Source organism: Mammaliicoccus sp. G-M28, from assembly GCF_022386595.1.
Taxonomy (GTDB): Bacteria; Bacillota; Bacilli; order Staphylococcales; family Staphylococcaceae; genus Mammaliicoccus; species Mammaliicoccus fleurettii.
This window is the reverse complement of record NZ_JAJNIF010000001.1, coordinates 65,165-90,782: the sequence shown is the minus strand read 5'-3', so window position 1 is coordinate 90,782 and position 25,618 is coordinate 65,165. Positions and strand designations below refer to the sequence as shown.

The window sequence follows — 25,618 nt, the reverse complement described above, 5'->3', positions numbered from 1 at the left end:
ATGTAAAGTGAAATTGTACCACTATTTGGGATAGGGCTTGCATTTTCTAGGGATTTATAACAAAATAACTAATGTATAGTAAAAGAAACGAACGTACGTTTGTAGGAGGAGAAATATTGAATAAACAAGCAAAAGTTCAATATGGTGAAGATTCAATACAAGTACTTGAAGGGTTAGAAGCAGTTAGAAAAAGACCCGGAATGTATATTGGTTCAACAGATGTTCGAGGACTTCACCATTTAGTATATGAAATAGTAGATAACTCTGTTGATGAAATTTTAAATGGATTTGGAACTGAAATAGAAGTGACAATTCATAAAGATAATAGTATATCTGTGTCGGATAATGGTAGAGGTATGCCAACAGGATTACATAAGACTGGTAAACCAACTCCAGAAGTTATTTTTACAGTACTCCATGCTGGGGGTAAATTTGGCCAAGGTGGATATAAAACATCTGGTGGTTTACACGGTGTAGGTGCATCAGTAGTTAATGCTTTAAGTGAATGGTTGGAAGTAACGATATATAGAGAAGGTTATATTTATAAGCAAACATTTAAAGACGGTGGGATACCAGTTACAACATTAGAGAAAAAGGGGAAAACACGTAAAACTGGTACAACTGTTCATTTTAAACCGGATTCTAAAATCTTTAAGACTTCTACACATTATAATTTTGATACGCTGTGCGAGAGATTACAAGAGTCTGCATTCTTGTTGAAAGCATTGAAAATTAAAATAAGCGATTTAAGAGGCGATGAGCCAAGAGAAATTTCTTACCATTATGAAGATGGTATTAAAGAATTTGTTAAATATTTGAATGAAGGTAAAGATGTACTTCATGATGTAGCAATGTTTAGTGGTGAATCTAATCAAATAGAAGTAGATATTAGCTTTCAATTCAATGATCAATATTCTGAAACGATTTTGAGCTTTGTTAATAATGTACGTACTAAAGATGGTGGTACACATGAAACAGCATTAAAAACAGCTTTTACAAGAGTATTTAATGAATATGCTCGTAAAATTGGCGAACTTAAACAAAAAGATAAAAACTTAGACGGTAGTGATATTCGTGAAGGTTTAACCGCTATCATATCAGTTAGAATTCCTGAAGATTTATTACAATTTGAAGGACAAACTAAATCTAAGTTAGGTACTACTGAAGCCCGTGCTGCTGTGGACTCAGTAATGTCTGATCAACTTCCTTTCTATTTAGAAGAAAAAGGGCAACTATCAAAATCATTGCTTAAAAAAGCTGTTAAAGCTTCTCAAGCACGTGAAGCAGCTCGAAAAGCACGTGAAGAGGCAAGAAACGGAAAGAAAAATAAACGTAAAGAAACATTGTTGTCTGGTAAATTAACACCAGCTCAAAGTAAAAACACTGAGAAAAATGAACTTTATCTTGTTGAGGGTGATTCAGCAGGTGGTTCAGCTAAATTAGGTAGAGATCGTAAATTCCAAGCAATTTTACCTTTAAGAGGTAAAGTAATTAATACTGAAAAAGCTAAATTAGATGACATTTTTAAAAATGAAGAAATTAACACGATTATTCATACTATCGGAGCCGGAGTCGGCGCTGATTTCAGTATTGAAGACAGTAATTATAATAAAATAATTATAATGACCGATGCAGATACTGATGGAGCCCATATTCAAGTGTTATTACTTACATTCTTCTTTAAATATATGAGACCGTTATTAGAAGCTGGAAAAGTCTATATCGCATTACCTCCTTTATATAAATTAGAAAAAGGTAAAGGGAAAAGTAAGCAGATTGAGTACGCTTGGACAGACGAGGATTTAGAAGTATTAATGAAAAAAATTGGTAAAGGATTCACTTTACAACGTTATAAAGGTTTAGGTGAAATGAATGCCGATCAATTATGGGAGACTACAATGGACCCAGAAACGAGAACATTAATAAGAGTGAGTATTGATGATGAAGTTCGCTCACAACGTAGAGTTACAACATTAATGGGTGATAAAGTAGAACCACGTAGAGAATGGATTGAAAGACATGTTCAATTTGGTATGCAAGAAGACCAAAGTATACTTGAAAGTGATGATATTCAAGTATTAGATGACGAGGTAGAATCAATAGAGGGGGAAGTTAATTAATGGTTGAACAAATTCAAAACCTTCCTTTAGAAGATGTTATAGGTGATAGATTTGGTAGATACAGTAAATATATTATCCAAGACCGTGCACTTCCAGATGTACGTGACGGTTTAAAACCTGTACAACGTAGAATTTTATTTGCAATGTATAAAGACGGCAATACATTTGAAAGAAACTTTAGAAAAAGTGCTAAAACTGTTGGTAATGTTATTGGTAATTATCATCCACATGGTGATACTTCTGTTTATGAAGCAATGGTTCGTATGAGCCAAGATTGGAAATTAAGACATGTTCTAATAGAAATGCACGGTAACAACGGTAGTATTGATAATGATCCTCCAGCAGCAATGCGTTATACAGAAGCAAAATTAAGTAAGTTGGCTGAAGTTCTTTTACAAGATATAGATAAAGAAACAGTAGATCATATACAAAACTTTGATGATACTGCAATGGAGCCAATGGTGTTACCAGCTAGATACCCTAACTTATTAGTAAATGGTTCAACTGGTATCTCAGCCGGGTATGCAACGGATATTCCACCACATAATTTAGGTGAAGTAATAGATGCAACATTGAAATTAATTGATAAACCTAGTACAACAATAGATGAATTAATAGAACATATTAAAGGTCCAGATTTCCCAACAGGTGGTATTATACAGGGATTAGATGGTATAAAAAAAGCCTATAAAACAGGTAAAGGTAAAATAGTAGTTCGTAGTAAAGTTGAAATTGAAACGATTAGAGGTGGACGTGAACAAATCATTGTCACTGAAGTACCTTTTGAAGTAAACAAAGGAACACTTGTTAAGAAAATAGATGAGCTACGAGCAGATAAGAAAATTGAAGGTATAGTTGAAGTTCGAGATGAAACAGACAGAAACGGTTTAAGGATAGCAATTGAACTTAAGAAAGATGTAAACAGTGAAGGTGTATTAAATTACTTATATAAAAATACTGATTTACAAGTTCTATATCATTTCAATATGGTAGCTATTAATAAGAGACGTCCAGAATTACTAGGATTAAAACAAATACTAGAAAGTTATGTAGAACACCAAAAAGAAGTTGTGACTAAACGTTCACAATATGAATTATCACAAGCTGAAAAGAGAATGCATATTGTAGAAGGTTTGATTAAAGCATTATCTATTCTAGACGAAGTAATAGAAACAATTAGGGCATCAAAAAATAAACGTGACGCTAAAGAAAATTTAATAGAAAAATATGATTTTACTGAAGAACAAGCTGAAGCAATCGTAATGCTACAATTATATAGACTTACAAACACAGATATAGTTTCACTTGAAAACGAATTTGATGAATTACAGAAGACTATAGAGAGACTTAATGATATTCTTCAAAATGAAAAAACACTATTAAAAGTTATTAAAAATGAATTAAGAGCTGTTCGCAAAGAATTTGCTAATGATCGTTTAACTGTAATCGAAGAAAAAATTTCAGAAATTAAAATCGAAAAAGAAATACTCGTTCCTAGCGAAGAAACAATTGTTTCAGTAACACATGATGGTTATATTAAACGTACATCTAACAGAAGTTATATTGCTAGTGGAGTTGAAGAAGTGGGTCTTAAAGATGGAGACTACTTATTAATGCACGAAAAGATGAATACTCAAGATACTTTAATTGTATTCACATCTCAAGGTAATTATTTATTTATACCTGTACATGAAATTGTTGACTTAAAATGGAAAGATTTAGGTAAACATATATCACAAATGATTCCTATAAGTGATGATGAGAGAGTAATTTCTGTTTATAAAGAAACAGATTTCAAACAGGATTCTAATTATATTATTGCTACTAAAAACGGTATGATTAAGAAATCAACAAATGATAAATTTAAAGCTTCAAGAATTACGAGACCTTTAGTTGCAATTAAGCTTAAAGGGGACGATGAGGTCGTATCTGTATTGAAAATTACTGAAGATGAACTTATTACAGTTATAACAGAAAAAGGAATGAGTTTAACTTATGATACTGACGAATTGTCTGATATTGGATTAAAAGCAGCAGGCGTTAAATCTATAAATTTAAAAGAAAATGATAATGTTGTTATGACAGATACATTACCAGATAATCAATCGGTATTAATCATTACGAATCGTGGTTCAGTGAAAAGAATGAAAGCTGATCAATTTGTACCAGCCAAAAGAGCCCAACGTGGTTTAATGATATTAAAAGAATTAAAATCTAAATCACATTCAATTATCAATGCACTGACAAGTTCAGAAGATGAATCATGTGTCATTTTATCAGAAAAAGATCGTGTGAAAGTTAATATGAAAGATTTTAACTATAGTGAAAGATATACAAACGGTAGATTTATTGTTGATGAAAATGATTTTGGACAAGTCATTGGTGCTTATTTTGAAGAAAAAGCAATCGAATAAAAATATATAGTCATAATTAATCGCACATGGTAAAATCATGATAGCGATTTATTATGATTATATTAATTAGAATTGAGGGATTTCTTTGAAGAATTTTGATAGTTATATCCCAAGTTGGTTTCATGACTTTGTGCAATGGGGTAATGATTTAATTTGGACTCAAAACTTGATTTTCTTACTCTTACTAGCTGGTGTCTTCTTTACAATAAGTTCTAAAGTTGTACAACTAAGATGGTTACCAGAAATGTTTAGAGTGATTTTTGAAAAACCCGAAACACTAGAAGATGGAAGAAAAGGTATTTCTTCTTTCCAAGCTTTCGCGATTAGTGCAGCCTCACGAGTTGGTACTGGTAACATTGCTGGTGTTGCTACAGCAATAGTTTTAGGTGGCCCTGGAGCAGTATTTTGGATGTGGGTCATTGCTTTTATTGGTGCAGCAAGTGCATTCTTTGAAGCAACATTAGCTCAAGTATATAAAGTTAAAGATAAAGAAGGCGGCTATAGAGGTGGACCAGCCTATTACATAGAACATGGATTAGGACAAAAATGGTTAGGTGTTTTATTCGCAGTACTAATCACAGTCACTTTTGCATTTGTATTCAATACAGTTCAATCTAATACTATAGCAGCATCTTTAAACGAACAATATGAATTTTCTAACGTCATTACTGGTATTATTTTGGCTGTCATTACAGCATTAGTAATATTTGGCGGTGTTAGAAGTATCGCTACTGTATCTTCATTTATTGTTCCAATTATGGCAATTGGGTACATCATATTAGTTGGTTATATTTTAGTAATAAATATAGATCAAGTTTGGCCAATGATACAAAATATCGTTAAAAGTGCATTCGGTCTTCATCCAGCATTCGGTGGAGCTATGGGCTTTGCTATTATGCAAGGTATTAAACGTGGTTTATTCTCAAATGAAGCAGGTATGGGTTCTGCGGCAAACGCAGCAGCAACAGCAGCAGTAAGTCATCCTGTTAAACAAGGTTTAATCCAATCATTAGGTGTATTTTTCGATACTATGGTTATTTGTACAGCAACAGCTATAATGTTGTTACTATACACAGACTTACAATTTGGTCCAGATGCAGAACAAGGTGTAGCAGTAACTCAACAAGCACTTACAACTCATGTAGGTGAATTTGGTGGTATATTCCTTACAATAGCAGTATTTATGTTTGCATTTTCTTCAATAATAGGTAACTACTATTACGGTCAATCAAACATTGAATATTTAACTAAAAATAAAATCATCATGTTTATTTTTAGAATATTAGTTGTAGGAATGGTGTTTGTAGGATCAGTTATTCAAGTTCAAACAGTTTGGGATACAGCTGATTTATTTATGGGATTAATGGCAATTATTAATATAGTTGCATTATTCGGACTTGCTACAGTTGTGTTTGAAGTTGCAAAAGACTATAGAGCACAAAGAAAACGCAAATTAAATCCTGTATTTAAAATTGAAAATTTAAGTGCAAACTTTAGTAATATTGAAGCATGGGGAGATAATCCTTACAAAAAAGAAACAAAAAAAGATAAAAAAGTAAGAAAGCAAGAAACATCAGATATTGATACAAAGTATGAAGAACCTAAAGAAAATACTTTTGAAAATATTGATGATGACTATGATAATAAAGATAAATAACAATAATAAAAAAAAGCACAATTCATTTTGAATTGTGCTTTTTTTTATTTGAAAAGGTTAGTTAAAGAATTAAAGATATCTTTAATTGCATTTACTATTTTATCCCAGAAGCCTTCATCTTGTAATTTATCTTTGATATTATTACCTAGATCTTCTGCATTTTTTTTTGCATTTTTAAAATCATCTGATTTAACTAGATCATTAACATAATCTTTTGAGTTATTGATAAAGTCTTTTGCATTTTCACCACTAAAGACACCATCTTGTTGCGCTTTATCAATGACGTTTACTATCATGTTTATTTGATTGTCACTAATAATATTAGTTAAACCATTGTCTTCAATTTTTTGATTTACGATATTTGTAATTTCATTCACTGTAACATTCCCTGATTTTTCTGCTACAGCTTGTTTAGATTCTGCAATCGTCTTATTTAATTGTGATTGTGAAAAACCTTCTTGATTGCTATTTTCATCAGATATTTGATTAATAGTAGATAATTCTTCTTGAGCAACTTGAGTTCTGCTTGAATCGACTGATTCTCCTTGTGCTTCAAAGGCTTTGTAAACACCTGCTAGAGCACTCTCACCTGTTACATCTTCACTTGAAGCGATTGTAACGTCAGCATCCTTGATACCAGCAGTCATTAAAGCATTTTTATAAGTATCTTCTGTGACTTTTGTGATTTTTCCTTGATCTTGATTTATGTTTAAGTTTAGTCCACTACCTTTTGATGTTTTAGTAATTCGGATACTTGATTTTAAAACATCATTCGATGATTGCATATTTAAATACTTATTTAAATCATCAGCATTAACGTAAGTTGTTTTATCACTGTTTTTAGAACCTAATAAGTTTGATGTTGTATCTTTAGCAGATGGATTATTTTCTAAAGCTGCTCCATAAACAGTAACCGCATTATTCCATGCTTCCTCAGTTACAGCTTGAGCTTGGTGTTTCGGATATAAAATTGTTGAAAGTAGTAAAACAGATAAAATACTTAATATATATAGTTTCATGTTCTTCATATGTTTGCACATCCTCAATGTTATTGATATTAAAAATATCTATCATTATATTATCATCAATTGTATAATATGTAATAGGTCTTCAGAATGAGGTTTGAGATATGGGAAAATACATTATAGAAAAAACGTTAAATAATAATGTGTTAGTTGCTAACTATTATGATAATGAAGTCATATTAGTAGGTAAGGGGATTAGTTTTGGTAAAAAACAAGGTGAAGAAATTAATACAGATTTAATAGAGAAAGTTTATTTGCTTGAATCTGAAAATGATAAAAATAAATACAAGCAATTATTAGATGGCACAAATGAACAAATCTTTAATATTGTATTAGAAGTAGTAAATGGTATTGATAAACAATTAGGTGGAAGTGTAAGTGAAAAAACTTTAATTTCATTAACAGATCATATCATATTTGCAATCAAACGTATTAAAGAAGGTATACATGTTCATAATCCATTTTTAAAAGAAACAGAACTTCTTTATCCAAGGGAATATCAAATAGCAGAAAAAGCTGTTAAAACGTTGAATGAAAAATTAAATTTGCAATTTATTGAATCAGAAGCTGGCTTCATAGCTTTACATATTCATTCAGCAGAAGTTAATCATTCAATACATGATATTCACAATATAAAAGAAATTATTCAGAAAGCTATAATTATAATAGAAGAAGGCCTTGAAGTTAATGTTAATAAAAATAGTATTAATTATAGCCGGTTTGTAAGGCATCTTCACTTTGCGATACAAAGAGTTTTAGCCGATGAAAGAATACCAGATGCAACTAATATCGAAATGCTATTGAAAGCGCAATATCCAATGTGCTATAATATATCCGTAAAGATAGTGAAGATGATGCAAACACAGTTAAAGAAACCAGTTTATCAATCTGAATTGGCATATTTAACAATGCACATCCAACACTTTAATAATAACTTATAAATTGCGTGTTACTGATACGATCAGGCATGAGCAAATAGACTTTACCAATATGGTAAGTTTCTTTGCTCATGCCTTTTTTCATGCCGTAATTTATAAAGTTAAACAAATAGGAGGGTATTAAATATGTTTAAGAAATTCTTTGGTCAATTGCAACGTATTGGTAAAGCATTAATGTTACCAGTTGCGATTCTACCAGCAGCGGGTATTTTACTTGCATTCGGGAATGCAATGCAGAATGATCAGTTCGTTGAAATTGCACCTTGGTTAAAAACTGATGCTATAGTTATGGTAGCTTCAGTAATGGAGTCATCCGGTCAAATTATTTTTGATAATTTACCATTACTATTCGCACTCGGTACCGCATTAGGTTTAGCAGGAGGAGATGGCGTAGCAGCATTAGCAGCTCTTGTTGGTTATTTGATTATGAATACTACCATGGGTGTTGTAAAAGGTATCTCAATTGATGAAATCTATAGTTATGCTGAAGGTGCTAAAACTTTAGGGCAAACAGCTAAAGATCCTGCACATGCATTAGTATTAGGTATTCCGACACTTCAAACTGGTGTGTTCGGTGGTATTATAATGGGGGCACTTGCTGCATGGTGCTATAACAAATATTATAATATTAATTTACCACCTTTCTTAGGATTCTTTGCAGGTAAACGATTTGTACCAATTATTACATCAGTTGTTGCAATTGTGGCAGGTATTATTCTTTCATTTGCTTGGCCACCAATACAAGATGGATTAAATAATTTATCTACATTCTTATTGGATAAAAACTTAGCGTTAACTACATTTATCTTTGGTATTATTGAACGTGCTTTAATACCTTTCGGATTGCATCATATATTCTATTCACCATTCTGGTTTGAGTTCGGTAACTATGTTAACTCTGCTGGCGAGTTAGTACGTGGTGACCAAAGAATCTTTATGGCACAAGTTAAAGATGGTGTACCATTTACAGCTGGTGCATTTACAACTGGTAAATATCCATTTATGATGTTCGGTTTACCAGCAGCAGCTTATGCGATTTATCGTCAAGCTCGTCCAGAACGTAAAAAAGTTGTTGGTGGCTTAATGCTATCTGCAGGTTTAACATCATTCTTGACTGGTATTACAGAACCTTTAGAATTCTCATTCTTATTCGTGGCACCAGTACTTTATGGAATTCACGTAATTTTAGCAGGTACATCATTCTTAGTAATGCACTTGTTACATATTCAAATAGGTATGACATTCTCAGGTGGGTTTATAGACTATGTATTATACGGATTATTAAACTGGGATAGAACAAACGCGCTATTAGTTATTCCAGTAGGTATTATATATGCTCTTGTTTATTACTTCTTATTTACATTCGCTATCAAGAAATTTAATTTAAAAACACCTGGTAGAGAAGATAAAGAAACTGAAACACGTAATAGTTCAGTAGCAGAATTACCATTCGATGTTTTAGACGCAATGGGTGGTAAAGAAAACATCAAGCATTTAGATGCTTGTATTACGAGACTTCGTGTAGAAGTATTAAATAAATCAGAAGTTAACAAAAATGAATTAAAAAGTTTAGGTGCTTCTGGCGTACTTGAAGTAGGAAATAATATTCAAGCAATCTTTGGTCCTAAGTCAGATCAAATTAAACATGATATGGCACGTATTATTTCTGGAGAAATTTCTAAACCAACTGAAACAACTGTAACTGAAGATGGTGATGCAGAAAGTGCTGCAATTCTTGCTGAAGGTGGCGCTACAATCTATTCTCCAATTAAAGGTGAAGTGATTAATATTTCTGAAGTACCAGATAAAGTGTTCTCTGAAAAAATGATGGGTGATGGTATTGCAATTATGCCAGAAACTGGAGAAGTAGTTGCTCCATTTGATGGTAAATTGAAAATGACATTCCCTACAAAACATGCAATCGGCTTAGAATCTAATGAAGGTGTTGAATTATTAATTCACTTCGGATTAGAAACAGTTAAGCTTGAAGGTAAAGGTTTTGAAATTTTAGCAGAAGCTGATACTGACATTGTTAAGGGACAAGCTTTAATGAAAGTGGATTTAGACTTCATTAAAGAAAATGCAGATAGTACAGTTACTCCTATTGTTATTACAAACTTAAATGACTCAACTTTAGAAACATTAGTTACTGGTAAAGTTGAACAAGGCGATAAAATTTTAGTCGTTAAATAAGTTTAAATGAATTTTTAAAATGTGATTGGGATATAAGTCCTAACTCAAAATAAATAAGCATATCACGTAACTGATTTTTAAAGTTTACAGTGATGTGCTTATTTTTTATTAAATCTTACGATTTTGTACGTGCATTTGCCAGAGGGTATGGTTCAAGCCTGTAGTCTCTCACGCATACTATTCCCTCGGGCGTCAGCACTTACAAAATCGTTAGCAGTATTTATTTTTTAAATCTTACGATTTTGTACGTGCATGCTTGACTAGGGTATGGTTCGAGCCTGTAGTCTCTCACGCATACGATTCCCTCGGGCGTCAGCACTTTACAAAATCGGTAGAAATAACTATTTTTAGATAAAACAAATATAATTATATTATGTAAACTATATTTGTAAGTTTTTAGTTTTTAAAGTAATACGATTAGGGTATAATGGATTATAAACTTTTAGAAGGAGGGCTTTTTTTGGAAAGAGAAACAAAATCCAATAATTCTCATAATAAAATCTCTAGATTTATGAAGTTTTTTGGCGGTAGAGATATATATTTTATTTTAGGATTATTGATCTTGATAGGTTTAACGATATTTATTTTTCAAAACGTATCGTTCATTTTTGAACCTTTAGTAACAATTACAACAACTTTAGTTGGCCCAATTATTGTTGCATTTGTTGCGTTTTATTTATTTAACCCAATTATTAATTTTATGGAAAAATTTAATATCTCAAGATTATGGGGTATTATCATTTTATTACTTGCTATTATAGGAGCGTTAACACTTGTTGTGACTTTATTGATTCCTGTAGTTCAAAATCAAGTTGAAAGTTTTTCGAAAAATTTACCATCATATGTACAAGAATTTAGTAATAGGATTCAAAAACTTTCTCAAAATTCTTTTGTAGCTGATTATTATGCTCAAGCTCAAACTTGGGTACAACAAAACTTTAGTGATATTCCTAAAAAAATATCTAACTCATTAGGAGATTTTGGTAATAAGTTTCAATCATTTGTATCTACGATTACACATGTAGTTGTGATCATTATTACATTCCCATTTGTCTTGTTCTTCTTACTTAAAGATGGTGGAAAATTTAGAAACTATTTTATTAGTATTATGCCACCAAAATTTAGAAAAGATACACATGATTTAATTGATAAAATGAATGTACAAGTAGGTTCATATATTCAAGGTCAAATGATAGTTGCATTCTGTATTGGTGTATTATTATTTATTGGTTATTCAATCATTGGTCTGGAATATGCTTTAACACTTGCAAGTATTGCTGCTGTTACGAGCGTAGTACCTTATTTAGGACCAATGATTGCCATAAGTCCTGCAATTGTATTAGCAGCTATTGATTCACCATTTATGCTGTTAAAGCTTGCTATAGTATGGGCAGCTGTACAATTTTTAGAAGGTCACTTTATTTCACCAAATATTATGGGTAAAACAATGCAAATTCATCCATTAACAATTATTTTTGTATTATTATGTGCAGGTAATTTAGCAGGAGTATTAGGTGTAATCCTTGGTATTCCAGCATATGCAATTATTAAAGTAGCTGTATCACATGTATTTACATTATTTAAACGTAGATATAATAAATATTATCAAAACGATTCAGGTCCATACGAATTTAATGATGATGAAGTTTTACCTGATAGAGAACAATAAAATTCAAATTAATTTTAAAACTGCCTACAAAGTACAGCTTTGAGGCAGTTTATTTATTTATTAATTTTTATTTTAATTAATGCTTAACGATGAATGAATTCTATTTTATGTCATTATATGGTATTATTTGGGAGAATAAAGTAAGAGAAGGTTGATATATGAATATATTAAAACGTAAAAAAATTTTTTCTTTAGTAAAGCTTTTGTTTATTTGTACGATATTATGTGTCGTTATCTATGTTTTACATAATGAAATTGGAAAAATAGACTTTAAAAAAACAATAGTATTATTTAGAGAAATGAATACAGCATATTTTGTAGGCATTATATTGTTAGGCGTACTTTCAGTCTCAGTATTATCCTTATATGACATCATGCTAAAGCAATCATTAAAAATTAGTTTGCCTATACACAAAATTTTATCTATAAGCTACATTATTAACACATTTAATAGCATATTAGGATTTGGTGGGTTAATTGGAGCTGGTTTAAGGATCTATTCTTATCGAAATGATGTAAATGATAAAAAAGAATTAATTAAAAGCGTTTCATTATTACTATTATCAATGCTTAGTGGGTTAAGCTTGCTATGTGTGTTAATTGTATTAGGTATTTTTAATGCTGATACTTTATTGGCAAATATATATTGGGCAAAAATTGTATTATATATAGGCAGTTTATTTTTACCATTGTTTATTATATTTTCTTTTTTAAAACCATCGATTAGAAGAGATAGATTTCTTGGGGTAAAGTTTACAATAGTATCAGCTTTAGAGTGGTTAGCTGCAAGTTTTCTATTATTTATTATTTTAAAAGCACTTCATATAAATATTGATTATGCTCATTTAGTTGGAATATTTGTAATTGCAGCATTATCTGGATTAATTAGTATGATACCAGGTGGATTTGGTGCTTTTGACTTAGTTATTTTACTCGGTATTAAATCACTAAGCGTGCCAGAAGAACAAGTATTACTAGCATTGCTGTTGTATAGAGTAGCTTACTATTTCTTCCCATTTATAATTGCACTAGGGCTATCAACAATTGAGTTTGGAGGCATAGCTAAAAAATATATCGAAGAAAGTAAATTTTATACACCTGCTATGGATACAACATCGTTTATTAAATCTGTTCAAAGTGATTTTATGGCGAAAATCCCTTCATTATCATTAGGATTACTTTCAGGCATTACAGGTTTTGTATTATATTTTAATCATATACTAATATTGTATGATGCGATTTATTCTCATCATTTCATGTTTTATTCAATTATATTAGCGTTGCATACAGCATCAACACTAATGTTGCTTATATGTGCAAAAGGTGTGATGTCAGGAACTATGAGATCTACGTTAATGAGCATTATTTCTGTTATTGTAATGTTGATTGTATGTATATTATCAAATAGTACCATTATTGCCTTTTTATGGTTAGCCATTTTGCTTGTATTGCTATTTATTGGGTATAAAAAAGCTATTGTCGTAAAGAAAAATATGACACCTATCAAAATTGTTTTAAGTGGTGTCCTTATCTTTACTATGTTTATATTTAATCGAATCGTTTCGGTGAATTATTTAAATTTATATCCACATGAAGTTACTAAATTTGATAAATATGCAGTGTTTACGATGTTTTGGATTGTGCTTGCAATTTTATGTTTAATTGGTGTATGCATCACATTTATGCTTTCCAAAAAATATCAGAAATCTTTATCAACAAATTCAAGTTATGAAACAATAAACAATATAATCAATAATCATGAAGGATCTTACGTAAGTCATTTAGCATTTACGGGAGATAAATCATTTTTTGTAAATAAAGATGAAGATGTATTTATTATGTATCGCTATACTATGAATGCAGTGATTGTACTTGGAGACCCAATAGGTAATAAAGATAAATTCAATGAAACATTAAATGCCTTTTATGATCAAATGTATTACTTAGGGTATGACATCATTTTCTATCAAGTACAAAGTAAATTATTATCTTTATATCATGATTATGGAAATGTCTTTTTCAAATTAGGAGAAGAAGCCTTGATAGATTTAAATGCTTTCAGTTTATCTGGAAAGAAAAAACGTGGAATGCGTGCAACTTATAATAAGTTGGAATCAGAAGGTTATCAATTTGAAATAATAAACACGCCATATTCCGAAGAAGATATTAAAATGTTACAAACAATTAGTGATAGTTGGTTAGGAGAAAAGAAAGAAATGAATTTCTCAGTCGGTGCATTTAATTTAGACTATTTAAATAAAGCACCGATTGCGGTAATTAGAAACGTAAGTAATGAAATAGTAGGATTTTGTACATTAATGTATACGAATTATAATCAATCTGTTTCTATAGATTTAATAAGATGGAATAAAGATATAGATATTTCTATGATGGATGCTTTATATATCCATATGTTGTTGTGGGCAAAAGAAGAAGGATACAAACAGTTTAATATGGGAATGGCTACACTGTCGAATGTTGGACTCAATAAACATGCTTATTTAAGAGAGAAATTTGCTGCAAAAGTATTCGAGAATATGAACAGTTTATATAGCTTTCAAGGATTACGAAACTATAAACAAAAATTCGCTCCAGATTGGGAACCAAGATATTTAGTTTATAGAAAATATAGTTCGTTATTATGGAATTTAGTTAGAGTGTCATTAACGATAAACCACAAGTAAAAAAAGAGTCTGGACATGAATGTCTTAAAAAATTAAAAAGAGCAGAAATTCATTGTAAAAATGAAATTCTGCTCTTTTTTTATTATTTAATTAGCACGTGTTGTTTTAATTCTCTTATACCATAAATAAATCACATAAAGTGCAGCTATTGCTATAACAATAATAAACACTTTAGAGTACATGCCTACATAAAGTAAAATTTCATGCCAATGGCTTCCTAAAGTTTTACCTAACATTATAAGAAAAATGTTCCATATACCAGTTCCGATTGCTGTTAATAATATAAAGGCTGGTAAGTTCATTTTAGTAATTCCAGCTGGTAAAGATATTAATGTTCTGACGATTGGTATAAATCTGCCAATGAAGATTGCCCAATGTCCATATTTTTCTAACCATTTAATAGTTTTATCTAAATCTTGAGTTTTGATACCTATATATTTTCCACGTTTATCTACAAATTTATATAATCGCTCTTCACCTATAAAGGCTCCGATACTGTATAACACAAGTGCGCCAAGTACTGCTGCAATTACTGTAATTAAACATACGATGAAAATATTTAAATTTGATTGAGAAGTCATAAAACCTGCAAAAGTTAAGATGATTTCTGATGGGAAAGGGTGTATAACATACTCTAAAAATACTAGGATAAAGACACCAATATAGCCATATTGTGTCATAAATTCAGTAATCCAATGTTCCATGACATGCTCCTCTATTATATATGAATTGACAATATTGCTACATAAAAATAGCAGTATAACATCATTATATGTTGTTAATTTAGCACATTATTATTTTAAACTTCTTCTGATTTCCTGTTCTTCTTGATAACGAGCTGGATTTTTCTTATAGAAATCTTGATGATAATCTTCAGCTTCGTAAAAAGGTTGATAAGGCAATAATTTAGTCACAACTGACTTATCTCCAGGTAACTTTTTATTCAATTCTTCAATATATTGTTCAGCTAATTTCTTCTGATCTTCATTTGTATAGAAAATAGCTGTTTGATATTGTGTACCACGGTCTTGATATTGTCCATTTGCGTCAGTAGGGTCTATTATTGCGAAATAAATTTCTAATAATCTGTTATATGAGAACAAAGCAACATCATATTGGATCTCTACTACTTCTAAATGACCAGTATGTCCTTGTTTAACTTCTTCGTACGTAGGATTTTTAGTTGTTCCGCCCATATAGCCAGAAGTTACTTTATCAATTCCTTCATATTCGTCGAATGGTTTAACCATACACCAAAAGCATCCACCTGCAAAATACGCTTTATTCATATTCATTATATTTTTACCATCCTTTATTCAGTCTCAAGTCTTATTTTTTAATTAGGTTCGCAATTTTTCTTGATTTTTAATTGAGAAATTGTTTAACTTAATGTATGAGTCTCATTATAATATAATTAGTCTCAATTTTGAAGATAAAAGGTTGGTAACAATGACTTCGCAAAATCAATCAGAAACAGATGACAATCGTCAAACGAATGTACCAAAAAGAAATAAAAAGCGTAGAATTAAAAAAAGACCTTTTATTATCTTAGGTATCATCTTACTATTAGTTGCTCTTGGATTTTATATTAATGCTTCTTATAAATCAGGCTTAAAGGTTTCTTCTGATCATGGGAAAAAGAATGAATTGCATAAATTCCATAGTACAACAAGAAATGATGGTAAAGTAAATGTTCTCGTGTTAGGGGAAGATCGTAAAGTAGATAATTCACAACCAAGAACAGATTCAATTATGGTTGTTCAATATGATTATTTAAAGAAAGATCTTAAAATTGTATCAGTCATGAGAGATATTTATTCAGAAATTCCAGGTGGTTATCGCAATTATAAAATTAATACAGCGTATTCACTAGGGGGACCTGAATTACTGCGTAAGACATTGAAAAAGAATCTTGATATTGATCCTGAATATTATGCAATCATTGATTTTGATGGATTTGAACAAATGGTTGATGAAATATCGCCAAAAGGTGTTCCAATCAATGTTGAAAAAGATATGTCTGAAAAAATCGGCGTTTCTTTGAAAAAAGGTCAACATAACTTAAACGGGAAAGAATTACTAGGTTATGCAAGGTATAGAAATGACGAAGAAGGCGATTTTGGACGAGTTAGAAGGCAACAACAAGTAATGACAGGGCTTAAATCTGAATTATTAAGTGTAGACTCTGTAATGAAAGCACCTAAATTAGCTGGAATTGCTAGAGGATATGTGAATACTAATTTAGATGATCCAACAATATACAAAACGGGAGCTAGTTTTATAGCTAGAGGCGATAAAGATATAAAAACATTAACAGTACCAGTAAAAGGTTCATATACAAATGCAAATGATGTTGAAAATGGCGCTGTTCTTAAGATTGATAAAGAGAAAAATAAAGAAGCAATTAAAAAATTTCTTAACGAGTAACTATTTTAAGGAAACAAAAAAAGCATTAAATGATCAAATTGATCATTTAATGCTTTTTTATATTTTATTTATTCGAAGATTATGAATCAGATTTACGTACGCCTGCAACTCCATAATGCTCAGGTTTCATTTCTTCAATGATTACATGAATATTTTCTTTCGGTGCTTTAGCATTTTGATGAACTGCTTCAGTTACATCTTTTACAAGACCCTTTAATTGTTCGTCTGATCTACCTTCAATTAACTTAATGTTTACGATTGGCATATTTAACGCTCCTTGTCATATTGAATATTTGCTGAAGGACCTGAATCTCCATTCCAGTCTGTTTGACCATCATCTTCAATGAATTCTATATTCACGTCTTCAACATGTGATAAGTCTAACAGTTTTAATATAATCCGTTTTCTTATTTCTGACAACTCTTTCAGTGTAAAGTTTTGATTTACCTCTAATAAACATTCTATATGAAGTGCCTCTCCTTCTTTTATGACTGCTAAACGTTTAATATCAGCAATAGACTTATCATCTAAAATCACTCTAGAAGCATGGATTTCTGATTCGTGATCAGCAATGCCTAATACGCCTTGAGCATTTTCTATAAAAATAATACCTACAATAATAAACATCATTACACCTATGATTACTGATGCGATACCTTCTAACATGCCTAATCCTGTTAAGCGTGCAATGATTATTGATATAACGGCAATAACACCACCACCAGTTGCAACAGTATCTTCCATAAATACTAACTTTGTTGCAGGCTTTGCTTTACCTATAAATAAATAACTTTTTGTAAATGGAGATAGCAGACCTTTACTGCTTTCGCCGGCTTCTTCTAATATTTCTTTACCAGCTTTTCTTAAAACAACGGCTTCAAGTACAATACCAATTGCTAAAACGCCGATGTTTATCCAAAAGAATAGTAACGGGCCATCTGTACTGTTTGGATGAATAATGTGGTGAAAACCTTCTTTTATCGTTTCGTAAGAAAGAATACCAACAATGATTACAGCAATTAAACAAACAAGGTTTATTAGTCTGCCATAGCCTAATGGGAACTTTTGATTTGGGCTTCTTTTAGAAAAAGCAGAACCTATAAATACAAATAGTTGATTTGCTGAGTCACCAAATGAATGCATCATTTCTGCAAACATAGCGATGTTTCCTGTAAAAATAAAGGCAAGTAGCTTTAAACAACCAAGAATAAAATTAACTACTGCAGCAGATAGAGAAGACTTGCTTCCTTTTTTAAGTATATTCAGAAAATCTTTCATATATTACTCCTTTAAAATTAGATTGTTATGATTATATCATTTAAATACCACATTTTAATAATAAATAAGCATTTATTTTATAATAATCATAATTATATTATGTAAACTATTTGTATTATTGGAATTTTTAAAACTATTAATTAAGGAATATGTTATACTATTTATATTGATATAGTAATTAGGTTATACTAATTTCGGACTATTTTAATGTAACATCCTATTAAAAAATACATATTACACTATGTGTACTTGTTGTCACTTTTTAAATGAATCTAATAGGTTTATAATAGAGATAATACATAGATTATTTCAAATAAAATTATTAATTTGTATATTTTTTATGGACATTAATATATAGTCAAATAGGTTAATATTGAAAGGGGCTCTGTAGTTAATTATGAATTCATTACATAAGAAAACAGATGTAATATTAATTGGTGGGGGTATCATGAGTGCTACTTTAGGTATGATGCTTAAAGAACTATCACCAAACTTAGAAGTTAAATTATTTGAAAAATTATCAAAACCAGCCGAAGAAAGTTCTAATGAATGGAACAACGCTGGGACAGGTCATTCGGCATTATGCGAATTGAACTATACAAAAGAAGAGGCGGATGGTTCTGTAAATATTGATAAAGCAATTCAAATAAATGAGCAGTTTCAATTATCAAAACAATTTTGGACTTATTTAGTTAATAAAGGAAGCTTACCTAATCCTGAAACTTTTATTCGTCCTGTGCCACATATGAGTTTTGTATACGGGGAAAAGAACGTTCAGTTTCTTAAAAAACGTTGTGATGCGTTATCAAGTAATCCGCTATTCCCAGGTATGACTTTCACGGATGATTTTGAAACATTGAAACATTGGATGCCTCTTATGATGGAAGGACGTCCAGCTGATGACAGAATTGCTGCAACTAAGATTGAATCAGGTACTGACGTTAACTTTGGTAATTTAACACGTTCTTTACTAGATGATTTAAATGAGAAGGGTGTTGAACTAAACTACAATCACTCTGTACAAAATATTCGTCGAAACGAAGATAATACATGGCAATTAAAGATTTACAATGGTGAAACTAAAAAAGTAGAATACCATAATACTAAATTCTTATTTATAGGCGCTGGTGGAGGAAGTTTACCTCTTCTTCAAAAAACAGGTATTAAAGAAGCTTCAAACATTGGTGGTTTCCCTGTAAGTGGCTTATTTATGGTTTGTAATAACGATGAAGTTATTGCGAAACACGAAGCAAAAGTTTATGGTAAAGCCAAAGTAGGTGCGCCACCTATGTCTGTACCACATTTAGATACAAGATATATAGAAGGTAAGAGAACGTTGTTATTTGGACCGTTCGCAGGGTTTTCACCTAAATTCTTAAAAACAGGATCAAATTTAGATTTATTTGGTTCAGTTAAACCTAATAACGTTTTTACAATGTTATCTGCAGGTTTAAAGGAAATGGGACTTACAAAGTATTTAGTTGAACAAGTACTTTTATCTGATGAAAAGAGATTAGAAGATCTTAAAGAATTTATACCAACTGCTAAGTTAGAAGATTGGGATATCGTTATCGCAGGTCAACGTGTTCAAGTAATAAAAGACACTAATGAAGGCGGTAAAGGAACATTGCAATTTGGTACAGAACTCGTAACAAGTGAAGATGGTTCAATTTCAGCTTTACTTGGAGCGTCACCAGGTGCATCAACAGCTGTACATGTTATGATTCAGTTGCTAGAAAAATGTTTCCCTGATAACTTTACAAAATGGGAAGATAAAATTAAACAGATGATACCTTCATTTGGTTTAAATTTATCTGAACATCCAGATTTATTTAATGAGATAAATACATCCACATCAAAAGCATTAGGTTTATATAAATAATTAAGAAATAAAACATAGGTATGTTACTTATGTTTTATTTTTTATTAGGAAATAAAAAAATATTCATAAATTCTCTTTAAATTTTAGTTTAATCGGGTTAAACTAGCCTTAATGAAGTTTAAGGGGGATTTGAATTATGTTTGAAAAATTACTTACCTCTATAGGTATCGGTAATCTAACAATCGATACACGACTAGAAAAAACAACTTTTAATGAAGAAGAACCTATTAAAGGAAAAGTAATATTTAAAGGTGGAACATGTGATTTAAAAGTTGAATACATTATGTTGTCGTTAATTGAACGTGTTAATAATCAGAATGAGGACAGTGATTTTTCAGAATTTGATTATGAATTGCATAAGCACAAAGTAAATAAATCCTTTTTAATTAAAAAGAAAGATCATCAAGAATATGAATTTGAGTTCAAATTAGAGCAAATTGAATTTAAAGGTGAGCCTGAAGAAATCTTTTTAAAGACACACGTCCATATAGAACAATCAGTTGGCGCTGATGATGAAGAAAGACTAGAAATAGTTAGATAGAACGTGAAATAGGTTTAGTACTTAAATAGGAGGTTGAGACAAATTAATTGTCTCAACCTCCTATTTTGTAATCAAATGAACTTTTATGGCTATCCTTATAAGCACTTTAACTGAGAACTGCTTTTATTGTTACTCTTTAAAATATATACCTTGAAACAGAACGTATGTTCGTATATAATGAAAATATATTTAATACGACGATGGAAGGTGATTTTATGTATGATTACCGTTTATATGAGAAGAGACATATTTTATGCATAGATCAGAATAGCTTTTTTGCGAACGTGTCATGTATGAGTAAAGGTATAAATCCTGATGAGAATAAATTGGCAGTTATTTCAGATACTAAAAGGAAAGGTGCGATTATTTTATCTGCTACTGAACCATTGAAAAAGTTAGGTATAGATACGGGTGCTAGGTTATTTGAAATTCCTCAAAGAAATGATATTTACATTATTAATCCCAATATGAATCACTATATCAATCAATCAATTGCTATATATAAAATTTTACTTAAATATGTAGAATTTGAAGATATTCAACAGTATAATGTTGAAGAAATATTTATTGACATAACTAAAGTATTTAAATATTATTGTTCAACACCATTTGACTTTGCAAGTATGTTGAAGAGAGAAATAGAAGAACAAATGCATATGAAATATTCAATTGGAATAGGTCCAAATATGTTTCTGAGTAAATCTGCATTAGATATAGAAGCGAAAAATAATAAACAGTTAATTGCTGAATGGAAATATGAAGACATACCTTCAAAGTTGTGGCCAATACATCCATTAAATAAAATGTGGGGAATTAATCAACGGGTTGAGAAAGACTTAAATGAAATAGGAATATACACAGTTGGAGATTTAGCGCACTATCCTTTAAAAAAATTAGAGAAATCATATGGAGAAATAAGCCAGGATTTGCATCTTAACAGTAATGGTATAGACTTAAACAAGGTTCAAGACATTCACAATATAATTAAACCAAAAATAAAATATAATTTAAAACTTTCGCAGAACTATCAATATTTTGAAATGAAAAGTATCATACTTGAAACAGTGGAAAGTTTAACCAAACAATTAAGATCAAGAAATTTATTAGTAAAGACTATTTCATTTTCTTTGAAAAATGATCAAAGTGATGGAATCTCAAAAGAATATACTTTAAAAGATGGCACAAATATAGCTATGGATATATTTAGAGTTATATGGAGTTTTTCTGAACAACTATGTGATAAAGCAGAAAAATATAATGAATTAAATATCTCACTTAATAATTTTGTACCTGAAAGAGCTCGTGAACTTAATATGTTTATAGAAAAATTTGAAAGATTAAGAAATGAAGGACTTGAATTATTAATTAATGAAATAAATTGGGACAGAAACTTAATTAACGATCAAATAATCTAAATCAACTTATAAACGAAAGTAGTTATATTTCTCCTTTGTGTATATAATGTAAATATTATTAACATTTGACAAACTTTAATCACATTTATATACTTATTTTGACTGACATTCAAATATGGGGAGTGGTGCATGGTGATTAAACAAGTTACACCTTATCTTTACTTTAACGGAACTTGCGAAGAAGCATTGGCATTTTATAGTGAAGCGCTAGATGGAAGTGTAAGAGAATCACAAACGTATGGTGACGCAGGTGTGGATGCGGCACAAGATTCTAATAGAATTATTCATGCACAATTAGAAGTGAATGGTCATTTATTTATGTTTTCAGATATACCGAATGATGATGACTCATTGAGTCAAAACCATAACGTATACATTGTTATAGAATTTGAAACAGAAGATAAGATAAATGAAGTGTATAATATATTTAAAGAAGGTGGCCAGGTTCAAATGGAACTAGGTAAAACTTTTTGGGGACAAACATATGCTAAAGTTATAGATAAATTTGGTATAGGTTGGGATTTAAGTTATACACATCAAGAATAATATATAAGGATAGAGGCTGGGACAATTATTTGTCTCAGCCTCTATCCTTATATATTTTAGAGAATTAAAAAATGGTAAAATAAACTGAGATAACCTATTATAAAGGTGGCGTAATATATGAAAGTGTTGATTGCACCAGATTCTTTTAAAGGGAGTTCGGATGCTTTAACTGTTGCTCATGCTATGCAAAATGGAATATTAAAAGTAGATTCTAAATCTGAAACTGTTATTCTACCAATGGCTGATGGTGGCGAGGGTACGATGATAAATTTGGTTCAGGCTACTAATGGTACTGTGGTGACAGCAAATAGTGTTGATCCTTTAGGTAGACAAATGGAATCTAAATACGGCATTTCTGGTGATGGTAAGACCGCAATTATTGAACTCGCAACTAGTTCTGGCATAGATCTTCTTAATGCTGAAGAGCTTAATCCGTTAAAAACAACAACGTATGGTACTGGAATGCTTATTAAAGATGCTCTAGAACGAAATATTAAACATTTCATTATATGTTTAGGTGGTAGTGCTACAAATGATGCTGGTGTTGGTTTGTTACAAGCATTGGGATTCAGATTTTTGGATAAAAATGGACTTGATATAAATCTTGGTGGACAATATATCAAAGATATTGTCACGATTGATGATTCTAATGTTATGTCATTAATGAAAGAAGCGAATTTTGAAATTGCATGTGATGTTACAAATCCACTTATAGGAACAAATGGCGCTAGTTACATATTCGGACCTCAAAAAGGTGCTTCAGTTGAGGTTGTTAAAATTCTTGATAATGCTATAGAGCAATTTGCGAATATAATTGAGCAACAAAAAAATCTTTCTATTCATCAGATTGAAGGGGCTGGTGCAGCAGGTGGTACAGCTGGCAGTATGTTTGCGTTTTTAAATGCAAATTTAAAAAGAGGAATTGAACTTGTTATAGACTTTGTAGAATTAAATGAAATGTTAAAACAAGAGAACTTTGATTTGATTATAACGGGTGAAGGCAAAATAGATGGACAAACAGCTGGTGGAAAAGTGATATCTGGTATGTGTCAAAAGGCACATGAATATGGAATACCAATTATAGCTCTTGGCGGAAGTGTTGAAGGGAATTTATCTGAGCTATATAACCAAGGTCTAACAGCTGCATATAGTATTACTAATGGTCCAATGAATTTAGAAGAAGCTATGCAGAATAGTAGTTGTTTAATAGAACAACAAACTGAACAAATATTTAGAACGATAAAAATGATTAATAAATAAGAAAAAGCAGTATGGTTGATTTCGTAACCATACTGCTTTTTTTAAGTTCTGTATTTATATTTTTGAATTCTATTTATTATAAGAACACCAATTATCATAAACACTATTGCTACTATAAGTGTGAACTTGAAGCCAACTATACTTGTAATAAGTAATGCGATAGCTGTAACTATACCATTAAATAGTGCAATTGGAACTTGTGTTTTGTTGTGATCTTTATGATCAGCTCCGGCACCAGTAGAAGAAAGAATAGTTGTATCTGATATAGGAGAACTATGGTCACCAAATATGCCACCAGAAATTACTGCTCCAATACATACTGTTAACGGCAAATCTAAGTGATAGCCAAGTGGTATAGCTAATGGTAGCATTATTGCAAATGTTCCCCATGAAGTACCATTTGCAAATGACATACATGCACCGACAAGGAAGATGAGCGCAGGTACAATTACAGGAGGGATTGTGCCATCTATAATTTGCACGATATAGTTAGCTGTTCCTAATTTATCTAGGACACTTCCAAGCGACCATGCCAATACTAGTATGATTAAAATATCAGTCATGTTTTTCATACCTGATGTATATATATTTAATGATTGACTAATTGTTTTCACTTTATATATTAACATCAAAATAATGATTGAAATAGCAGCAAAGAAATAAGATAAACTTAACGCTATTCTAAAATCTTTACCTTCAACACTTTGGAATGGAAAACCTTTTGGCGCTAATAAAGAAAATAAAGAGATGATTAATATAAGAATGGGTAACCAAATAAGTATTGGTTTGCTTTTGTTTTCAACATCTTTATCTGTATCAACACTTTCTCTTAAAGGTTTGGCATTTTCCCAATAAATTTCACCTGTATTCATAATTCGATCTTCGGCTTTTTTCATTGGACCAAAATCTAATTTTAATAAAATGATTAAAGGGACAATTAATACAGCTAGTACAGGATAAATGAAATAAGGTATAGAAGTGATAAAAGCATCCCATGAAGTCATATCTATACTTAAACGTTTAAATTCTGTATCGATTAATCCCATTATATAAACACCCCAGCCTATAAAAGGAATCATCACAGATACAGGAGAAGCTGTTGAATCAATAATCCATGCTAATTTTTCACGAGATATTTTAGCCTTATCAAATAAACTTTCATATATTGGGCCAACTATAAGTGGCGTTCCCATTTCAGAGAAGAAAATGATAATACCACTAAACCACGCTGCTAATTGAATTTTAATTCTACTCTTTGTACCAGAAATAAAGTGATTCGCAAAAGCTTTAGCACCACCTGAATTTTCAAGCAATGCAACAAACCCACCTATAAATACTAATAATATAAGTATGCCTGCATTATATTCATCAGCAACCGTAACGAATAAATAGTCACCTAACAACTTTTTTAAAGAAGAAATAGGGTTGAAACTTGTTAATAATAATATCCCGGAAAAAAGTCCTAAGAACAGAGAGACAATTACGCTTCGTGTTAATAAGACCATTATGATGGCGATAATGGGTGGAATAATTGACCAAAAGCCAAAACTATCCATAATAGACAACCTC

General features: G+C 30.7%; 19 protein-coding genes. 13 read left to right on the top strand and 6 right to left on the bottom strand.

The features are described from left to right. Window positions 1-116 precede the first annotated feature (116 nt). The 3 genes from parE (at window position 117) to alsT (ending at window position 6,191) form a co-directional block, all read left to right on the top strand. A complete protein-coding gene (gene parE, locus LQ609_RS00415) occupies window positions 117-2,120 on the top strand; it encodes a DNA topoisomerase IV subunit B (RefSeq protein WP_208143839.1) in 2,004 nt (667 codons plus the stop codon). Next, the gene (gene parC / locus LQ609_RS00410; RefSeq protein ID WP_119634341.1) at window positions 2,120-4,534 is read left to right on the top strand and encodes a DNA topoisomerase IV subunit A; all 2,415 of its coding nucleotides are present in this window, start codon (window positions 2,120-2,122) and stop codon (window positions 4,532-4,534) included. Before parE ends, parC begins: the two co-directional genes overlap by 1 nt. A gap of 85 nt (window positions 4,535-4,619) precedes the next feature. Continuing rightward, the gene (gene alsT / locus LQ609_RS00405; protein ID WP_078356338.1) at window positions 4,620-6,191 is read left to right on the top strand and encodes a glutamine transporter AlsT; all 1,572 of its coding nucleotides are present in this window, start codon (window positions 4,620-4,622) and stop codon (window positions 6,189-6,191) included. 44 nt (window positions 6,192-6,235) lie between these two features. Here alsT and LQ609_RS00400 read toward each other — a convergent pair whose 3' ends face one another. Beyond that, entirely contained in the window at window positions 6,236-7,219 is a 984-nt protein-coding gene (locus tag LQ609_RS00400; RefSeq protein WP_208143835.1) for a DUF1002 domain-containing protein, read from the bottom strand. A gap of 101 nt (window positions 7,220-7,320) precedes the next feature. Between LQ609_RS00400 and glcT the strand changes: the two genes are divergently transcribed. From glcT to mprF, 4 genes are all read left to right on the top strand, one after another. Then, window positions 7,321-8,157 (top strand): glucose PTS transporter transcription antiterminator GlcT, encoded by an 837-nt coding sequence (glcT, locus tag LQ609_RS00395; protein WP_078356340.1) that lies wholly within the window; start codon window positions 7,321-7,323, stop codon window positions 8,155-8,157. A 123-nt stretch (window positions 8,158-8,280) separates the two neighbouring features. Continuing rightward, window positions 8,281-10,347 carry a glucose-specific PTS transporter subunit IIBC gene (gene ptsG, locus LQ609_RS00390; RefSeq protein ID WP_107510097.1) on the top strand — a complete coding sequence of 689 codons (2,067 nt, stop codon included), beginning with the start codon at window positions 8,281-8,283 and terminating at the stop codon, window positions 10,345-10,347. Between the two features lie 427 nt (window positions 10,348-10,774). Further along, entirely contained in the window at window positions 10,775-12,016 is a 1,242-nt protein-coding gene (locus tag LQ609_RS00385) for an AI-2E family transporter (RefSeq protein WP_078356342.1), read from the top strand. 158 nt (window positions 12,017-12,174) lie between these two features. Then, entirely contained in the window at window positions 12,175-14,700 is a 2,526-nt protein-coding gene (mprF, locus tag LQ609_RS00380) for a bifunctional lysylphosphatidylglycerol flippase/synthetase MprF (RefSeq protein ID WP_239734216.1), read from the top strand. Window positions 14,701-14,786: 86 nt separating this feature from the next. Here mprF and LQ609_RS00375 read toward each other — a convergent pair whose 3' ends face one another. Further along, a complete protein-coding gene (locus LQ609_RS00375) occupies window positions 14,787-15,404 on the bottom strand; it encodes a DedA family protein (protein ID WP_239734215.1) in 618 nt (205 codons plus the stop codon). A gap of 90 nt (window positions 15,405-15,494) precedes the next feature. Then, entirely contained in the window at window positions 15,495-15,995 is a 501-nt protein-coding gene (gene msrA / locus LQ609_RS00370; RefSeq protein ID WP_239734214.1) for a peptide-methionine (S)-S-oxide reductase MsrA, read from the bottom strand. Window positions 15,996-16,149: 154 nt separating this feature from the next. Between msrA and LQ609_RS00365 the strand changes: the two genes are divergently transcribed. Beyond that, window positions 16,150-17,127, top strand: coding sequence for an LCP family protein (locus LQ609_RS00365; protein WP_239734213.1), 978 nt, complete (start codon window positions 16,150-16,152; stop codon window positions 17,125-17,127). Between the two features lie 79 nt (window positions 17,128-17,206). Here the strand turns inward: LQ609_RS00365 and LQ609_RS00360 are convergent, their stop codons facing one another. Beyond that, window positions 17,207-17,392, bottom strand: a complete 186-nt coding sequence (locus LQ609_RS00360) for a 2-hydroxymuconate tautomerase (protein WP_078356347.1) — start codon at window positions 17,390-17,392, stop codon at window positions 17,207-17,209. A gap of 2 nt (window positions 17,393-17,394) precedes the next feature. Beyond that, the gene (locus LQ609_RS00355) at window positions 17,395-18,405 is read right to left on the bottom strand and encodes a cation diffusion facilitator family transporter (RefSeq protein ID WP_078356348.1); all 1,011 of its coding nucleotides are present in this window, start codon (window positions 18,403-18,405) and stop codon (window positions 17,395-17,397) included. A 397-nt stretch (window positions 18,406-18,802) separates the two neighbouring features. Between LQ609_RS00355 and mqo the strand changes: the two genes are divergently transcribed. From mqo to LQ609_RS00330, 5 genes are all read left to right on the top strand, one after another. Continuing rightward, window positions 18,803-20,287 (top strand): malate dehydrogenase (quinone), encoded by a 1,485-nt coding sequence (gene mqo, locus LQ609_RS00350; protein ID WP_078356349.1) that lies wholly within the window; start codon window positions 18,803-18,805, stop codon window positions 20,285-20,287. Window positions 20,288-20,423: 136 nt separating this feature from the next. Next, window positions 20,424-20,828, top strand: coding sequence for a sporulation protein (locus LQ609_RS00345; protein ID WP_078356350.1), 405 nt, complete (start codon window positions 20,424-20,426; stop codon window positions 20,826-20,828). A 164-nt stretch (window positions 20,829-20,992) separates the two neighbouring features. Further along, a complete protein-coding gene (locus tag LQ609_RS00340; RefSeq protein WP_115337481.1) occupies window positions 20,993-22,243 on the top strand; it encodes a Y-family DNA polymerase in 1,251 nt (416 codons plus the stop codon). A gap of 129 nt (window positions 22,244-22,372) precedes the next feature. Next, window positions 22,373-22,789, top strand: a complete 417-nt coding sequence (locus tag LQ609_RS00335; RefSeq protein WP_174221864.1) for a VOC family protein — start codon at window positions 22,373-22,375, stop codon at window positions 22,787-22,789. A 117-nt stretch (window positions 22,790-22,906) separates the two neighbouring features. Next, the gene (locus LQ609_RS00330) at window positions 22,907-24,049 is read left to right on the top strand and encodes a glycerate kinase (protein ID WP_119634570.1); all 1,143 of its coding nucleotides are present in this window, start codon (window positions 22,907-22,909) and stop codon (window positions 24,047-24,049) included. A 41-nt stretch (window positions 24,050-24,090) separates the two neighbouring features. Here the strand turns inward: LQ609_RS00330 and LQ609_RS00325 are convergent, their stop codons facing one another. Beyond that, window positions 24,091-25,605, bottom strand: coding sequence for a Na+/H+ antiporter NhaC family protein (locus LQ609_RS00325; protein WP_239734212.1), 1,515 nt, complete (start codon window positions 25,603-25,605; stop codon window positions 24,091-24,093). Window positions 25,606-25,618: the final 13 nt, after the last annotated feature.

Bases quoted from the DNA above. Each gene is read 5' to 3' on its own strand.
- parC (WP_119634341.1), top strand. From the start codon at position 2,120: ATGGTTGAACAAATTCAAAACCTTCCTTTAGAAGATGTTATAGGTGAT.
- LQ609_RS00400 (WP_208143835.1), bottom strand. From the start codon at position 7,219: ATGAAGAACATGAAACTATATATATTAAGTATTTTATCTGTTTTACTA.
- glcT (WP_078356340.1), top strand. From the start codon at position 7,321: ATGGGAAAATACATTATAGAAAAAACGTTAAATAATAATGTGTTAGTT.
- ptsG (WP_107510097.1), top strand. From the start codon at position 8,281: ATGTTTAAGAAATTCTTTGGTCAATTGCAACGTATTGGTAAAGCATTA.
- LQ609_RS00385 (WP_078356342.1), top strand. From the start codon at position 10,775: ATGGATTATAAACTTTTAGAAGGAGGGCTTTTTTTGGAAAGAGAAACA.
- mprF (WP_239734216.1), top strand. From the start codon at position 12,175: ATGAATATATTAAAACGTAAAAAAATTTTTTCTTTAGTAAAGCTTTTG.
- LQ609_RS00375 (WP_239734215.1), bottom strand. From the start codon at position 15,404: ATGGAACATTGGATTACTGAATTTATGACACAATATGGCTATATTGGT.
- msrA (WP_239734214.1), bottom strand. From the start codon at position 15,995: ATGAATATGAATAAAGCGTATTTTGCAGGTGGATGCTTTTGGTGTATG.
- LQ609_RS00365 (WP_239734213.1), top strand. From the start codon at position 16,150: ATGACTTCGCAAAATCAATCAGAAACAGATGACAATCGTCAAACGAAT.
- LQ609_RS00360 (WP_078356347.1), bottom strand. From the start codon at position 17,392: ATGCCAATCGTAAACATTAAGTTAATTGAAGGTAGATCAGACGAACAA.
- LQ609_RS00355 (WP_078356348.1), bottom strand. From the start codon at position 18,405: ATGAAAGATTTTCTGAATATACTTAAAAAAGGAAGCAAGTCTTCTCTA.
- mqo (WP_078356349.1), top strand. From the start codon at position 18,803: ATGAATTCATTACATAAGAAAACAGATGTAATATTAATTGGTGGGGGT.
- LQ609_RS00345 (WP_078356350.1), top strand. From the start codon at position 20,424: ATGTTTGAAAAATTACTTACCTCTATAGGTATCGGTAATCTAACAATC.
- LQ609_RS00340 (WP_115337481.1), top strand. From the start codon at position 20,993: ATGTTCGTATATAATGAAAATATATTTAATACGACGATGGAAGGTGAT.
- LQ609_RS00335 (WP_174221864.1), top strand. From the start codon at position 22,373: ATGGTGATTAAACAAGTTACACCTTATCTTTACTTTAACGGAACTTGC.
- LQ609_RS00330 (WP_119634570.1), top strand. From the start codon at position 22,907: ATGAAAGTGTTGATTGCACCAGATTCTTTTAAAGGGAGTTCGGATGCT.
- LQ609_RS00325 (WP_239734212.1), bottom strand. From the start codon at position 25,605: ATGGATAGTTTTGGCTTTTGGTCAATTATTCCACCCATTATCGCCATC.